Origin of the sequence: Wolbachia endosymbiont (group B) of Ischnura elegans, from assembly GCF_947251585.1 — a bacterium.
Classification (GTDB): domain Bacteria; phylum Pseudomonadota; class Alphaproteobacteria; order Rickettsiales; family Anaplasmataceae; genus Wolbachia.
In genome coordinates, this window is the sequence record NZ_OX366371.1 from 592,990 (window position 1) to 609,453 (window position 16,464).

At 35.7% G+C, this 16,464-nt stretch carries 13 protein-coding genes and 2 pseudogenes; 8 read left to right on the top strand and 7 right to left on the bottom strand.

What is annotated here, in order from left to right; translation table 11 throughout:
* The first annotated feature begins 52 nt into the window (after positions 1–52).
* From OPR58_RS03060 to OPR58_RS03075, 4 genes and pseudogenes are all read left to right on the top strand, one after another.
* Positions 53–643, top strand: coding sequence for a murein hydrolase activator EnvC family protein (locus OPR58_RS03060; protein WP_265023160.1), 591 nt, complete (start codon positions 53–55; stop codon positions 641–643).
* Between the two features lie 4 nt (positions 644–647).
* Positions 648–3,107, top strand: coding sequence for a leucine--tRNA ligase (gene leuS, locus OPR58_RS03065; protein WP_265022973.1), 2,460 nt, complete (start codon positions 648–650; stop codon positions 3,105–3,107).
* 120 nt (positions 3,108–3,227) lie between these two features.
* Positions 3,228–3,818: pseudogene (locus tag OPR58_RS03070) on the top strand (hypothetical protein).
* Positions 3,819–3,921: 103 nt separating this feature from the next.
* Positions 3,922–4,599, top strand: coding sequence for a cell envelope biogenesis protein OmpA (locus OPR58_RS03075; protein WP_265022974.1), 678 nt, complete (start codon positions 3,922–3,924; stop codon positions 4,597–4,599).
* Between the two features lie 96 nt (positions 4,600–4,695).
* Here the strand turns inward: OPR58_RS03075 and tnpC are convergent, their stop codons facing one another.
* The 4 genes and pseudogenes from tnpC to truB all read right to left on the bottom strand — a co-directional run bounded on the left by tnpC (position 4,696) and on the right by truB (position 9,876).
* The gene (gene tnpC, locus OPR58_RS03080; protein ID WP_253309750.1) at positions 4,696–6,051 is read right to left on the bottom strand and encodes an IS66 family transposase; all 1,356 of its coding nucleotides are present in this window, start codon (positions 6,049–6,051) and stop codon (positions 4,696–4,698) included.
* 200 nt (positions 6,052–6,251) lie between these two features.
* Positions 6,252–8,528, bottom strand: coding sequence for a polyribonucleotide nucleotidyltransferase (gene pnp, locus OPR58_RS03085; protein WP_265022975.1), 2,277 nt, complete (start codon positions 8,526–8,528; stop codon positions 6,252–6,254).
* A 14-nt stretch (positions 8,529–8,542) separates the two neighbouring features.
* A complete protein-coding gene (rpsO, locus tag OPR58_RS03090) occupies positions 8,543–8,815 on the bottom strand; it encodes a 30S ribosomal protein S15 (protein WP_265022976.1) in 273 nt (90 codons plus the stop codon).
* A gap of 7 nt (positions 8,816–8,822) precedes the next feature.
* Positions 8,823–9,876 (bottom strand): annotated as a pseudogene (gene truB, locus OPR58_RS11170) (tRNA pseudouridine(55) synthase TruB).
* Positions 9,877–10,059: 183 nt separating this feature from the next.
* Between truB and OPR58_RS03105 the strand changes: the two are divergent.
* Positions 10,060–10,512 (top strand): hypothetical protein, encoded by a 453-nt coding sequence (locus OPR58_RS03105; RefSeq protein WP_265022978.1) that lies wholly within the window; start codon positions 10,060–10,062, stop codon positions 10,510–10,512.
* 60 nt (positions 10,513–10,572) lie between these two features.
* On the opposite strand, the gene ribD is transcribed toward OPR58_RS03105, so the two are convergent.
* The gene (gene ribD / locus OPR58_RS03110) at positions 10,573–11,793 is read right to left on the bottom strand and encodes a bifunctional diaminohydroxyphosphoribosylaminopyrimidine deaminase/5-amino-6-(5-phosphoribosylamino)uracil reductase RibD (protein ID WP_265022979.1); all 1,221 of its coding nucleotides are present in this window, start codon (positions 11,791–11,793) and stop codon (positions 10,573–10,575) included.
* A complete protein-coding gene (locus OPR58_RS03115; RefSeq protein WP_265022980.1) occupies positions 11,793–12,974 on the bottom strand; it encodes a deoxyguanosinetriphosphate triphosphohydrolase in 1,182 nt (393 codons plus the stop codon). The genes ribD and OPR58_RS03115 overlap by 1 nt, the downstream gene beginning before the upstream one ends.
* Positions 12,975–13,021: 47 nt before the next feature.
* Between OPR58_RS03115 and OPR58_RS03120 the strand changes: the two genes are divergently transcribed.
* Positions 13,022–13,468 (top strand): HesB/IscA family protein, encoded by a 447-nt coding sequence (locus tag OPR58_RS03120; protein WP_007302232.1) that lies wholly within the window; start codon positions 13,022–13,024, stop codon positions 13,466–13,468.
* 26 nt (positions 13,469–13,494) lie between these two features.
* Entirely contained in the window at positions 13,495–14,169 is a 675-nt protein-coding gene (locus OPR58_RS03125) for an ABC transporter ATP-binding protein (RefSeq protein ID WP_010407030.1), read from the top strand.
* Between the two features lie 246 nt (positions 14,170–14,415).
* Here OPR58_RS03125 and OPR58_RS03130 read toward each other — a convergent pair whose 3' ends face one another.
* The gene (locus tag OPR58_RS03130; RefSeq protein WP_265022981.1) at positions 14,416–15,114 is read right to left on the bottom strand and encodes an alpha/beta hydrolase; all 699 of its coding nucleotides are present in this window, start codon (positions 15,112–15,114) and stop codon (positions 14,416–14,418) included.
* 134 nt (positions 15,115–15,248) lie between these two features.
* Between OPR58_RS03130 and OPR58_RS03135 the strand changes: the two genes are divergently transcribed.
* Entirely contained in the window at positions 15,249–16,436 is a 1,188-nt protein-coding gene (locus OPR58_RS03135; protein ID WP_265022982.1) for a cysteine desulfurase family protein, read from the top strand.
* Positions 16,437–16,464 lie beyond the last annotated feature (28 nt).

Here is a 16,464-nt window from a genome sequence, read left to right on the forward strand (position 1 = left end):
ACGAAAAACACTATAAAGTTTTGTGAAAGTTGATATATCTAGAGATAAGTGTATGTGTCGTATAGCCTTGTTCTTTATATTATCAGCAATACTGATAAGCTGTGGCCTGCAAAAACCTGCACCTGTACTACTTAAAGGCGAAGAATTTTATGGAAAAAGAGACCTGGAGTACACAAGGGAGTATCATTTGATTAAAGAAAATGTTGATTCTTCGCTGCAAAAAGAAAGTAGAAAAGCCTTCGTAGATAAGGTATATAACAATAATGCACAAAGCATGTGTAAATTTGTAATACCGGTTAAAGGTGCAGTTACCTCTTCTGATAAAATATGTCAAGATGGCATAAAAATTACTGCTCAAAGTGGAACAAAGGTTATTGCTTCTGCACCTGGCAAAGTAATATACGTAGGCAAAGGCCTGAGGTGGTACGGAAATTTAATTATAGTGGAACATAAAGATAATTACATGACTATGTACTCCTATTTAAAAAACATACAAGTTGAAATTGGTGATAAAGTAAAACAAGGTCAAGTAATTGGATCTGCAGGTAAATCAAGCACACAAGATAAAGATCCGCAGATGTGTTTCACAATAAGGCATAATGGTCAAGCAGTCGATCCTTTAGTACATATAAACTGTGATTGAATTTATGAAATATGATTTTAAAAACGTTGAAAAATTCTACCAAAATAAGTGGGATTTTTCTGTAAGCAAAGATAGTAAAAAGAAGAAATGTTACGTGTTGGAAATGTTTCCATATCCATCTGGTAAGATTCATATGGGGCACCTGCGTAACTATGCAATAGGAGATGTTATAGCACGTTACAAGAGAGCTCATGGATTTGAGGTTTTGCACCCAATTGGCTGGGATGCGTTTGGATTACCAGCTGAAAATGCAGCAAGGGACAATAATATTAACCCTGCAGCGTGGACAAAAGAGAATATAGACAATATGCGTGCACAGCTAAAATCTATAGGTCTTTCCTACAATTGGAATCACGAGCTTTCCACATGTGAGCCTGATTATTACAAACACGAACAGAAATTTTTTCTGGATTTTTTAAAGCATGGTCTTGCCTATCGAAAAGAGTCGTGGGTTAATTGGGATCCAGTGGACCAAACAGTGCTTGCAAATGAGCAAGTGGTTGATGGAAAAGGATGGCGATCAGGTGCAGTTGTTGAAAAACGTAAGTTATTCCAATGGTTTTTAAAGATTACTGATTTTGCTGAAGATTTGCTTCATTGTCTGCAAAGTTTAAAAAATTGGCCAGAAAAAGTCAAAACTATGCAAGAGCGCTGGATAGGAAAATCTGAAGGGGCAACTATAGATTTTGAAATAGTTGGCCTGAATAAGAAATTAAAGATTTTTACAACTTCTCCTCATACTTTATTTGGAGCTTCTTTTCTTGCAGTAGGAGCAGAGCACCCTATTGTACAAGACCTTAAGGACAAAGAAATAAGAGACTTTATTGGTAATATGAAGGCAAAGGGGGAGAATGATGAAAAAATTGGAATTTACACTGGACTGAACGTCAGGCACCCATTTCTCGACAAGGAATTACCAATTTATATAGCGAATTTTGTGTTGATGGAGTATGGAGAAGGTGCGATTTTTGGTTGCCCTGCACATGATCAGCGTGATTTTGAATTTGCACAGAAGTATGGTTTACCGATTATTCCTGTAGTTTGTGAAGAGAGCACAGAGATCTTAAAAGAACCGTACTTCGGTGATGGAGTGATGTTCAATTCTGAATTCTTAAACGGACTAATGATTAATGAGGCAAAGGAAGTAATCATTAAAAAGCTTGAAGAAAAAGGAATAAGCAAAAAAACAGTAAACTACCGTTTGCATGATTGGGGAATTTCAAGGCAACGTTATTGGGGATGTCCTATACCTATTATACATTGTAAAGATTGTGGAATTGTTCCAGTTCCAGAAAAAGACCTCCCTGTTGTTCTACCAACGGATGTAGAATTTACAAGTGGTGGTAATCCCCTGGATAAGCACCCAACCTGGAAATTTGTTGATTGTCCAAAGTGCGGAAAGCAAGCAGAACGTGAAACTGATACATTTGACACTTTTTTTGAATCTTCTTGGTATTTTGCTGCATTTTGCAGTGAAAATAAATCGATTAATAAAGATACTTGTAATCGTTTTATGCCTGTTGATTATTACATAGGTGGAATAGAACATGCAATTCTACATTTGCTTTACTCAAGGTTTTTCTGCCGTGCTTTAACTAAATGTGGCTATTTTGACGTTAAAGAGCCTTTCTCTACTTTAATCACTCAAGGAATGGTCTGCCATATAACTTATAAAGATGAGAATGGCAAATGGCTCTTTCCCGAAAAAGCAAAAGAGTTGATTGCGAAGGGTGCTAAGATCCAAGTTGGAAAAGTCGAAAAGATGAGTAAGTCAAAGAAGAATACAGTTGACCCAAACTTTATCATAGAAAAATACGGTGCTGATACTGCTCGTTTGTTTGTATTATCCGATACCCCCCCAGAAAAAGATATGGAATGGTCTGATGATGGCGTGGAAGGTTGTTTTCGCTACATAAATAAATTGTGGCGTATGGTAGTGCAACTTAGGCCCGTAAACATACACTATGATAATGAAAACATTGTAGGTAAACTCCTAGAGTACAGAAAAAAAATCCATAAACTATTGCAAGTGCTTACAGATGACTTGGAAAACTGCAGATTAAACTGTGTGGTAGCAAAGTTTCGTGAAATGACAAATTTAATAGCTGAAATAGACGTAAAAACTGGAAAATCTCTTATTGATGAAGGTATATGCATACTAATCAGAGTAATTGAGCCATTCATGCCACACCTGGCTGAAAATTTATGGCAAAAAATAGGAGGCGAAGGCATGCTATATATGCAACCTTGGCCAAAAGCTGATGAATCACTACTAATTGATAATATGGTGACTGTAGTAGTGCAGATCAATGGAAAGTTACGTGCGACCATTGAAGTGGCAACTGATTTACCTCAAGAAAAATTGAAGAAAATAGCAACAGATTCTGTATCTAACAAAATCGATCAAAGCAAAATTCGCACTATATATGCTGTACCAAATAAGGTAGTAAACATAGTTATATAAAAATTTTGAGTAGCATGTCCCTAATTTCGTAGGTATACTTTTTTTGATATGCAGTTATATCTTTTTTAATATAAAGGATATATACTTGTGCATTATATATTTTTTTGTATGGGTAGTTATATGAAAATAAAAGGATTGTGTGTTTTAGCTGTGTTGCTCACTTCATCTCTAGCAGGTGCAGCTAGTAATAAAGTAGCTAGCAATAGCGCAAAAGAGCAGTACTACGCAGGTTTAAACTTTGGTGGTGGATGGGGTACTGGATTAAAAATAAAACCTGGCTTAGTTTTTGGTTATAATTATGATAAAAGCTCTAAGTTTGAACTTGAGATTCTCACCGACGTAAGTGATATGTTTGGTGCAGCAGACAAGAAAATGGGAGCTAGTTTATTAGCAAATTACCGTTATTATCCTGACGTTGACATTGATCCTGTGAAACTATATGTCAGTGGAGGTTTAGGTTGATATCTCCAAGTAATACCTTTTGGCTCTGGTAAATCTGAAGGAAGCCCTAATGCAGCTGAAGCTCAAGATAACACACTAGATAAAGTACTAGGTGCTATTTCGTACAAACTGAAGGTTGGTGTTGATTATGAAGTTGCTCCACAGATAGTTGGTACAGCTGCTTTAACCGTAGGCGGGCAACTGAGTGGTCTAAAAGCAAAACAAATACCAGATGCAATGCTGGAAGTAGGAGTACGCTATAATTTTTAATGCTGGGTAACATTGTGTACATGTTTAGGTGTAACCACAAGCAATGCTCAAAACTTGCTGCTAGCATGTTTGAACACTTATTCCAGTCTATTTTAAGGAAGTAATGTGTATGAATTATATGAGAACGACGAAAGTGTTAGCTGTGCTGGTTGCTTTAGCAAGTACAGCTAGTAATGGTACAAGTGAGTTAGAAGACCAATATGAAGATCAACACAAAGACCAGTATGAAGACCAGTACAAAGATCGGTATGAAGAGCAATACGAAGACCGGTACGAAGATCAGTACTATGTAGGTTATGTAGGTTTAAACTTTGGAACTCGATGGGGTGCAAGCTTTCAATTGAAACCTAGCGTTGTTTTTGGTTATCATCATAACAAAAGTTCTAAGTTTGAACTTGAGGTTCTTGCTGACATAAGTGATATAACTGATGAAGAAAAAAGGAAAGTAGGAGCTAGTTTATTGGCAAATTACCTTTACTATCCTGATCTTGAAATTGATCCCATTAAATTATATGCTAGTATAGGTCTGGGTGGATATATTCGCATATTGCCATCTTTTGGTCTTGGTAAAGATACAAATGCAGATACAACTAAAAATGAAACACTAGATAAAATACTGGGTACTATTGCCTATAAAGTAAAGTTAGGTGTTGATTGTGAAATTATTCCGCAGATAATTGGCACAGTTGCTATTGCTGCAAGTGGTCAATTAAGTGGCTTTAAACCACCGATGAAAAAACCAGATGCAATAATAGAAGTAGGTATACGTTATAATTTTTAATGTTCTAAATTGCATATTTCTTGTAGTGGATAAGGTTATCCTGCAAAATGGTTTGCTATTGTAACCGTTCACGGATTGTGAGAATGAATTAAAGAACTAAGCAGTGACAGCTACTAGATTCTGTAGCTTTTGAAAGGGGTTCTGGCCATTTAGACGTGATGTCAAAAATATCGACAACATTCTTTCCACGAATCTTTCTCCACGTTCTGACCAGGTGAAAAAGCTGTTTTTACGATAAATTACGTACCGTCTAATTTGCCGTTCTGCAAGGTTATTAGTTGTTTCTATCACTTCAGGTTTTCTTAAAAACTTCCACATCATATCCTCAGATCGTAACATCTTAGCGGCCATTCTTGAAGCTTGAGTGCTATTTGCAACCCTCGTCATTTTACGTAAAAAATGTTTTACCCTTTTCCGAATTTTTCGCACCAGTCGATAAAATCTCAAATTATCTATCAAATTTTGTTTTTTTGCCTTATCTACTACAAACACCTTATTGCTGAGCGATTTTAGTGCTTGGCCAATTTTGCTCACTTCAACATTTTTACTATGGGCAAATCTCTCAAAATCTCTTGCCAGATGTGCCCAACATATCTGTCTATTTTCACGATTGAAGTAATTGTATACAGCGTATCTATCGCTCACAACTATACCATCATATTCTGGCAGTAAACTCTTCAACACCTTCTTACCACGAGACTCGCTTACCTTCAGAAGTGTCAACGCTTTGTTTGTTATTACCCAACTCCAGCCTCTCTTTCCTTGATTTCTGTGCCCTGTTTCGTCTATATGCAAATACTCGCTTCCTTGCAACTCTTCCTTCATTTTCTCATATTCAGATGCACACTTCTTCGATACCCTGCGTTCAGTATTTGAGACTAAACCAAGGCTTATATTTAGATTAAAAATACTGCCCAAAATTTGCTGTACCTCTCTTTTTGAGTTAATAAAAAAGCCGCTAAGGCTGCTTATAACTGTTTTAGCATTGGGTCCTAGAAAATCTCTTGCAACACCTTCGGGTAAATTTGCTGTAATTCTTTTATTACATACTCTACAATGTCCTCTTTGCAACCTGTACTCAGTTACAATTGGCTTAATTTCTGGCAACTCTGCCTTCTGATGAATAATTTCATCTTCTAAAGTAATCTTACCTCCACACATACAAATTGTATCAATTGTGCATCTCACTACCTCGTCTGCAGCCATTAATTCACGCTTATGCACCTTATGTCCTGGCTGACCTCCTGGTTTTTTATCACTTTTCTTTTTTGCTTTCTTACGATATATATCTCGTGATGGTGGCAGCGATGAATTTTGCGAATTTAAGCCCAATTTGTCTTCTAATTCAACTATTTTTGCTTTCAAGCTATCATTTTCTCTGATCAGTGCTTTTATTTCTTCCTTGAGATTAGCGTTTTCTGCTACAACCTTTTCTTGCAGCACTGTTGTCATTTACCCATTCCATATTTAGCTTCCTATCTCTTTACACTTTTATACTTACTTTGTAAACCACCTTATCTCCGTGAACGGTTACAAAAATCTTTCGTTATAACCCTACAGATAACACAAACCATTTTTGTTATCTTGTCAGTTTTAAAAATTCCTATTATCCCAGTGCTTCGACACTGAGATAATAGAAAGTAAGTTCAACCTCAATAGAAACCTGATGATGAGTCATTATTACCAAATTTTGGTCTGTTTCTATTACTAAAACCAGAACGAGGACGAGTAGGTCTATTACTATGATAATTATCTCCAGGTTTTTTATTAAACGAGTTGTTATAATAATTATCCCTATTATTTAAACCATCTCTCCTTTCTTCATTGTAAAGCTTACCTTCAAAAAATTCACCTGTTTCTTGATCAACACGACGTCTTGATAATTTTGGACATCCACCTTTTTCAAAGTCAATTATCAAAGCTTTGAAGGTATCACCCTGTTTAAGTATATCCTCAATGGACTCTACATGTTGATTAGCTACCTCGCTTATATGCATTTTTCCTTTTCTTCCATTAAGAAGTTCTAGCTCTACAATAGACTTCTCTATCTTTACAACTTTAGCATCAATTATAGAACCTTGTTCTAGCTCTGTTATTGAATCAATCATCATATTCTTTGCAGCTTCAGCTTCAGTACTACTAATGGCAAAAACAGAAACTTTACCGTCATCCCCTATTTCAATTTTTGCATTACTTCTTTCACATACACTGCGTATATTTTTTCCTTTAGCACCAATAGCTGCAGAAATTTTATCTTTATCTATATAAAACGATAACACTCTTGGTACATGATCTTTTATATCCTTACGATGTTCTGAAATTACTGCATTCATTTTTTCTAAGATATGTAATCTTCCGACTTTTGCTTGTTCTAAAGATTTTTCAACAATTTCAAAGCTTATACCAGGAATTTTCATATCCATCTGCAGTGCTGTAATCCCTTCGCTAGTTCCTGCTACTTTGAAGTCCATATCACCAAGATAGTCTTCATCGCCCAGTATATCAGAAAGTATTATATGCTCATTTTTGTCTTTGATGAGACCCATAGCAATTCCTGCAACGGGAGCCTTTATTGGCACACCTGTATCCATTAATGCAATGGAAGTTCCACAAACTGTTGCCATAGAAGAAGAACCATCAGATTCCATAATCTCAGATACTACCCTTATTGTATAAGGAAATTCAGATTTATCAGGTAAAACAGGATGAATTGCTTTCCAAGCAAGTTTACCATGACCAATTTCTCTCCTTCCTGGTGCGCGTATAGCAGAAGCCTCTCCAACAGCAAATGGAGGAAAATTATAATGCAACATAAAATGTTCACGTCTATCCCCTTCAATGTCATCCACAATTTGCTCGTCTTGTGTAGTACCAAGAGCAGTAACAACTAGTGCCTGAGTGGTACCCCTTGTAAATAGCGCAGAACCGTGAGTCTTGGGTAGAATGTCAGCCTCAATTTCTATCTGGCGTATTTCATCATACTTACGGCTGTCTATCCTCACACTTTTCCTTCTAATCATTTCACGCACTAAAGATCTTTCAAAGCTTTTTACTGCATAAGTAATTAACTTTTCGTCTTTTCCAGCCTCTTTAAGAGTATTCAATATATTATTCCTGACTACTTCTAGAGCTTGAACTCGCTCTTGTTTTACTGTTTTTGAATATGCTTCTTCAAAATCTTTGCCATATTTTTCAAGTTCTTGAGTTATATCTGATATATCAGCAGGAGCAAAGCTTTCAGGTTTATTGCCAACTGTATCAGCAAATTCTTTTATGAGCTTAATAACAGGTTGAAGATGTTCATGGCCGAATTTTATTGCACTCAAAACATTTTCTTCAGAGAGCTCTTTGACTTCCGATTCGACCATTAAGATCGAATTTTCATCACCAGACAAAAACAGATCCAAGTTGCTTGCTTTCATCTCTTGAACGGAAGGATTGAGTATATAATTGTTATTTTCATCACAACCGACCATAACTCCAGCTATAGTAAAGTGGAAAGGAACACCAGAAATTGCAAGAGCTGCGACGGTACCTATCAATGCTGGTACTTCAGGAGAATTGACCGTATCGTAAGTTAATAGATTACATACTACACTAATTTCATCATGAAAACCTTCAGGAAATAACGGCCTTATACTTCTGTCTATTACTCTTGAAATTAAAGTTTCTCTATCAGATGGTTTTCCTTCTCTTTTAAAAAAACCACCAGGAATCTTACCCATGGCATAACTTTTTGCAATAAACTGCACATTTAAAGGGAGAAAATCAACACTTTCTTCCTTCTTTTTTCGTACAACAGTGACTAAGATAGAAGTATCTCCATAATTTACAACTACTGAACCATCAGCTTGACGTGCTATTTTCCCAGTTTCTAAAGATAAGGTACGCCCCTCCCAATCTATAGATTTTTTTATAATTTCAAACATACAAAATTCCTCGATTATTTTCTAATGCCTAACTTCTCTATTAACTCTTGATAGGCTTCATTACCAAATTTACGTTTTATATAACTTAAGTGCTTGCGCCTTCTACCTATCAATATAAGTAAACCGCGCTTAGAATTATGGTCATGCTTATGCGCTTTAAAATGCTCAGTTAAATTACTGATCCTCTCGGTTAAAATTGCACACTGTACAAAAGATGAACCTGTATCATCTTCTTTAATTGCATATGTACTAATCAAACTTTTTTTCTTTTGGGATGTTATTGACATCTAAACCTCATTTCAAAATATTAAAAACACGAATAGGCTTCACATAACCATGAGTAAAACTGCAAATTGCAATAGGTACATTACCCACTATCGTACAAAAAATATCATAATTCTTTAAATTACGCAAGTTATTTAATATAATTTCTTGACCTTTTCTGATTTTCTCCGCTTCCTCTAAGGAAATTTCAACTTTGAACATCGATTTTAAAGCCGATTCAATGGGGATGATGAAGCCTTTTGTATTACCTCCATCATCTTCTGCCATCCCAGTGCTTGACACTGGGATCCAGTCTATTTCATCACGAACATTGTTTTTGACATATGCTCCTAGAATCTTTTGTCCATTACATGATTTGTAAGTATTTGTATATCTGGATCCCAGTGTCAAGCACCGGGGAGAGTAAGTTGTTGTGTTTTTTTTTAGTAAGTTGCTCAATTGTCACTGATTCATCTTCCTTAAAATCACCTACCATCGTTCTTCTTAATTTTGTAATGTGTCCAAAGCAATTTAATGTGACTCCAAGATCTCTTGCAATTGATCTTACATATACACCGCTACCGCAGATCATAGAAAAATCAGCACTATTATTTATAGTGTCCAAGAATATCAGCTTCAGTTCATGTATTTTGACTTGCCGGGGCTTTATATTTACCTTTTGCCCACTTCTTGCTAATTTATATGCTCTTGCTCCCTTGATTTTCACTGCTGAAAATTGAGGAGGAGTTTGTGTTATCTCACCAATAAAATCCTTAATCGCACAGTTTATTTGGTTATATTCGGGTTTTATATCGCTAGTTCTAATGATATCACCACCCAAATCATCCGTAGTTGTTTGTTTTCCCCATTTTATTGTGAAATTGTATGCCTTTAAGTCACAAGATAAATACGGTATAGTTTTTGTTGCTTCACCAAGAGCGATTGGTAATACACCTGAAGCCAAAGGATCAAGTGTTCCCAAATGTCCGGCTTTTTTTATTCCAAAAATCCTTTTAATTTGAGTTACAGCTTGTGCAGAACTCATTCCTGTTGGTTTATCAAGATTCAGCCAACCATGTTTCATACGTTTAATTATATACAACTGATAACATTTTAGCTTGAAATATATACTTTATGCGAAAAGTAGCTTGACCAACATGCATTATTAATACACACTACTCAATCTTTTTATTAGCCTTATTATAAGGGGACTATTATGACTATAAAAAACGTATTGAAGTGGGAAAACACTGCACATATAACAAAAATGAGTATTGAAAGTACAGTTGCAACTGCATCTTTAGCAGCAGCAATAACAACAGTATTGATTGCTACTAAAGTAATTTCTGGACCTGCGTCTTTAGCACTTATTGCTAGCCCTGCTGGAATTGCAGTTCTATTTATTGCCGCTGTATATTTTGCCGCAGCAGCTTATGCTTCATATCAGCAAATGCATAAGAATGAAGAAATAAGTGAAGCTAAAGCAGACGCTGAAACAGCAGCTAGTAAAGCTGAAGCAGCTAAAACAGAAGTTGAAGGAAAAATTAAAGATTTAGCTACTAAAGATGAGTTGAATAGAAAAGCTGACAAGTCTGAAGTTGATACGAAATTGGCTGCAAAACTGGATTCAAGCAAATTTAATGAAACACTTAAGAGTTCGTTAGAAGATGCTACAGTTTTTGAAGCATTCGAAAGCAAAATATCTCAAAAAAGCTCATAAGCTAAATGGTACAGAAGTAGAGATGATTCTGCCTCTTTTTTTCATTTGAGCATGTAAAGGTTATGATAATCTATCCCACATCTCAACTACATCCTTACTAAACTCTATTATCTCTGCTTTTTTGAACTGATAACATTCATTGATGGATTGAATTCCTAAATCTCCTACAAAAGGAGTGGCGTCATTACCTAAAATTTTACCACTGCGGCAGATTATCAACCTGTCGATTAAGTTATGTTTTAATAATTCTGTAATTAACACTCCTCCACCTTCAACTAATAATCTTGTTATACCAATTTTTGAAACAAGTTTTGATACCATGTCTTTTAAGCAGACTTTGCCGATAACATCATGTTCCGATGTCATTCCAGCCCGTGACCAGTTTTCATTATGCAATTGCTTGAAGTTTTCTGGATCCCAGTGTCTGGGCACTGGAATGACAGGAGAGTGTGTTAGGGTAACATCTGGAATAACAGGAGGTTTGTGATTTGAATTGACTATCAAATAATTAATGTTTTTTATTTTTTTCTCTATTTCTCTGTTTGTAATCACCCAAGTTGTTATTTTGTCTGCAGTTTTTGCAATATTATGCTCTTCCTGCAATTTTGCTTGGCTATCGATAATTAGCCTTATTGGCGACCTTTCTTCGAGTCCTGGTAATCTGCAAGTTAAGAGTGGATCGTCATTGATAAGGGTACTACTGCCAATCATAATTGCATCATATTTTGCTCTGAGCTCATGTACGCAATTTCTCGTATCTTCACTTGTTATCCATTTGCTATCACCTGTAAACGTTGCGATTTTTCCATCGAGAGTTGTTGCGATTTTGCAAGCTATGAATGGTCTATGGAGTTTCTTGGTGGTAAAAAAGCCAACATTCAGTTTCTCTGCTTCTTCTTGCATAATACCTTGCTCAACTTCAATTCCTGCATCTGCTAAAGCTTTTATGCCTCTGCCTAAAACTCTATTATCTGGATCAATTGCTGCAATCACTACCTTTCTTATTCCTGATTTTATGATTTCTGCAGTGCAAGGTTCTGTAACTCCAAAGTGGCAACATGGTTCGAGAGTGACGTACATAGTTGCACCATGAGTTAAGTCTTTAGCATTTTGTAAAGCAACTACTTCTGCATGTGGACGTCCACCGATTCCTGTGTAGCCTTCACCAATTACCATGCCGTCTTTTACAATGACACATCCAACAGTGGGATTTGGTGCAACACTTCCAAGACTTTTTCCTGCAAGTTTTAATGCGATCGACATGAAATAATCATCGGTCATTAGAAAGAAGTCATTTCGTATGAGGTATCAAAAATTCTTCTGTGCTCGTGTATGGCAAATCTATCTGTCATACCTGAGATATAATCACATATTATTACTGAACGCTGAGATTCACAAGCAAGTTTGTTCCACTCTGTGGGTAATAACCTTGGGTTTTCATAAAAGCATTGAAAAAGCTCCTGTACTATACGTTTTGCTTTGTTCATTGTTCTGGTCAGTTTATAACTTCTGTATATTTTTTCCATGTTGAATTTTTTCATCTCTTTTGTGGCATTTGCAACTTCTGGTGAAAATGTGACTAGCATATTATTTAAGCTCCTTACATCTTCTACGCTTTTTATTTTGTAGTCTTTAATATTTCTTTCAGTCTGAAAAACGACATCATTTATCATAATTCCTATAGTTCTACTCAGTGATTCATGTATGAGTTTGCTTTGAGCCAATTCTGAATATTCGCTTTTTACTTCTTTGAACATTTTGCCAATTAAAGGAACATCGAGCAAATCTTCGGTTATTACTAAATTTGCCCTGAGTGCATCATCAAGATCATGAACACTATAAGCAATGTCATCAGCAATCGAAGCAACTTGCGCTTCAAGACTTGAAAATTCTTCAAGCTTTAGATCATATTTTTCATTGTATTCTAATAGTAGCTGATTATTTGTGTGGGATACCGTATTTTGACCGAGTAAAGGACCGTTATGCTTTGCAACGCCTTCAATCACTTCCCAACTTAGATTCATACCATTAAAGTCAGCATGTTTTTGTTCAAGATAAGTTAAAATCCTTATAGCTTGAACGTTATGATCAAACTTATACTTCTCGTTATCAATTTGAACTAGAGCATTCTCACCTGTGTGACCAAATGGAGGATGACCAAGGTCATGTGCAAGCGCTATGCATTCGGTGATGTCCTCATCTAATCTGAGCCTGCGTGCGATGGATCTTGCAATTTGTGCAACTTCAAGGCTATGAGTTAGCCGAGTACGATAGTAATCATGCTCATAATTGATAAAAACTTGTGTTTTGTACCCCAATTTCCTAAACGCATTAGAGTGAATAATGCGGTCCCTATCACGCTGAAAGCAGCTGCGATTTTCATCTTCTGGCTCTTTAAAATTTCTTCCTTTTGTTTTATTTGGAAAGCACGCGTAACTTAATAGAAAATTATTGTTTGACATGTAAAATTTCTACTATAATAGGTTATCAATAATGAACGGTGGTTGTTATGTCAACAGATTACAATATTAGCTTAACTGACAATGCATTAAGGAAAATCCACTCCCTTGTAGAACAGGAAGGAGATGAGAGTTCTATTTTGCGGGTTGCAGTTTCAGGTGGTGGATGCTCTGGCTTCAAGTATAATTTTCTTATGGATCAAATAAATAAGAAGATGTCTTTGGATGACGATTTTGACGATGATGAAGACGACGATTTTGACGATGACGAAGATAGCGAGGATTATAGAAGCCACTCCAGTTTTAGTGAAAAAGGTAAAGATATAGTAATTAATGATGAGAATGGAAACCCTGTATTAATGGTTGATAATTGTTCAGCGAAATTTTTAAATAACTCAACTATAGATTATACTGAAGATCTAAGTGGTTCTGGTTTTCAAATCAAGAATGCTCTCGCTAAGTCTCGATGTGGTTGTGGTAACAGTTTCTCGGTCTAATTCTCCCTCCTGGATCTTTTTATAATATGGGTGGTGGTGTAACACTAGAGCTAGCTTCTGTAAGTAAGAGCTTCAAAAAAAGTCCTGCTATTGTAGAAGATATCAATCTGAGTCTTACAAGAGGGCAAGTAGTTGCATTGATCGGCAGTTCAGGATCAGGAAAAACAACTATATTGCAAATTGCAGGCCTATTGGATAAGCCAACTTTAGGTGTAGTGACAATAGATGGAGTAAATTGTACGCAAGCCAGCAATAAATATAAAACTCATGTAAGAAGAAATTTTCTTAGCTTTGTTTATCAATTTCACTATTTATTACAAGAGTTATCAGTGTTGGAAAACGTTATGCTTCCTCAGCTTATTGCAAGAAGAAGCAAAGCTGAAGCAAAAAAAAAATCGCAAGCAATATTAGAAAAATTTGGTCTGGAAAATAAAGCAAGTAGTATGGTATCTGAAATTTCTGGTGGAGAAAGGCAGAGGGTTGCAATTGCAAGAAGCATTGTAAACTCTCCAAAGCTTTTACTTGCAGATGAGCCAACGGGAAATTTAGACCCAACAAATTCTTTGAATGTATTTTTGCTGTTACATTCATATGTAAAGGAAAATAACAGCTCTATGCTTATAGTAACACACAACTATATCCTTGCAGAAAAAGCAGATCACATTTTTCAGTTAAAAAACCGATCATTAGTAAAGCTGTAAATGGAAGAAACAGTACAATACAAAGCTACCTATAACTTGTACTTATTTAACCAATGGTCATTAACGGAGTATAATTCGCATGAAATGCTTTCATTATTTTTTATACACGGACTCTTTAACTTACGCTGTTTACTTAGAAAGCATCCTGACAGCATAAACATTGCTAAAACGAGAAATAATAATTGCCTAAACATAACAAGACTTTTTTTATTGATATTAATACGTTCATTTCTCTCATTTGTAAAGTTAGGCATATTCTTTTACCCTTATCTCTTTTTTAACTTTTTTGGAGGAAGTGACTGCACTGTTTAAGCGTAGTTTTATATAATTATCTATAATTTGAGCTACTTCCTCTTCTTTATCCCTTAAAAAGTGGTTAGTATCGTCTACTATATGGTATTCCATATGGTTATTTTTTACCGAATTTATTAACCTTTGTGCTAATTCTGTTACATCGCTTTCTTCTGAAATTGTATCATTATTACTTTGTATTATAAGTCCAGGAACTGGGCAAGGAGAGAGAAAAGAGAAATCGTACTTAGTTGCTGGAAGAGAAAGGGCAACAAAACTTACTATCTCTGGACGGCGCATTGTCAATTGCATAGCTAACCATGCTCCAAAAGAAAAACCAACTATCCAAATTGGAACATTGTTAGAGTTATGCTCCTGAAGCCAATCAATAGCTACTGCAGCATCAGTTAATTCTCCTATACCCTTATCAAAAGTTCCGGTAGATTTTCCGACACCACGAAAATTAATTGTCAATGCAGAAAAGTTATTATCGATAAAAGATTCATATATAGTATGTATAATCTTACTATCCATACTACCACCATATTGAGGGTGATGATGTAAAATTAGCACAACTGGTGCATTGGTATCTTTGCTTTGATGGTATCTACCTTCTATCTTTTTTGTTGAATTATTTAAAAAGACTTCTACCATGATAACTCCTAATAAAAACCTGTTTTGACAGGTGTTGATAATGTAAATTGTTTATTAATTATGTATTAATTTCCCTGTTTTTGCAATAAATTTTTATCGTGTTAAAGTTAACATACATAATTGGTTGATGGTAAGTGACAAATAAGCCTGTGAGTTTATTCTCTCTGGAAGACAGTAGTTGCGTGTATGCTGATTATAATGCAACTGCTCCAGTGAGTAAAAATGTAAAAAAAAGTATACTTGAGATTTTGTCGAAACAAACACTAAATCCATCATCGCTGCATAAAAGAGGACAAGAAGCGAGGAAGATTCTTAAAGAGGTAAGAGATAACGTACGTGATGCTCTTAGCATTCCAGATGATAAAGAAATAGTTTTTACGTCTGGTGCAACTGAAGCAAACAACCTCGTCATGAGAGGAATGAAAGGCTATCTGCATGTAATTTCAGCTACAGAGCATCCTTCAATTCTTAATTCTGCATGTAATCCACATATAATACCCGTTAATCAAGAGGGTATTGTTGACTTTTTAGAGCTAGAAAAAATTCTAAGCGAACTTGAAGGGAATAAAGTAATAATTTCAGTGATGATGGCTAATAACGAAACTGGAGTTATCCAGCCTGTTAAGGAAATAGCTAAAATGGCACATAAATTCGGGGCAATCTGTCACACTGACGCTGCTCAAAGTGTTGGGAAAATCGAAGTGAATATTGAAGATTTAGGAATAGACTTACTTACTCTATCTGCCCACAAATTTGGTGGTATAGCAGGTAGTGGAGTTCTAATATTTGACAAAAAGCTTGTAATAGAACCTATTATAATAGGTGGTGGGCAAGAAAAAGGATTGCGTGGTGGTACAGAAAATATTGTTGCAATAGCAGGTCTTTCTGCTGCATTGCAAAATATTCCAGATCTTCTATCAAAAATGGATGAAGTAGAGAAGCTGCGTGATCAATTGGAGTGTGAATTATTAAGTCTTGTCAGTGATATCAAGATCTTTGGCAGAAATTCTAAAAGATTGCCAAATACAAGTTTCATTTATATGCCGAGAGTGAAGAATGATCTGCAGCTCATGTGCTTTGACTTAAATAATATTGCAGTCAGCAATGGTTCTGCATGTTCTTCTGGAAAAGTTGGGCCTTCTCATGTTTTGCTTGCAATGGGAGCAACAAAAGAGCAAGCAGAATGTTCAATTAGAATCAGTATAGGTCCGGAGGTTAAACCGCGAGACATAGAAAAAATAGTGGATTGTTGGTATAGTATCTATAAGAAGAATGCTTTAGTAAATGCAAAAACTACTTTCACCATTCCCCTTAAATCATGATAGAGGGAATGGTGAAAGTAATTTCTAT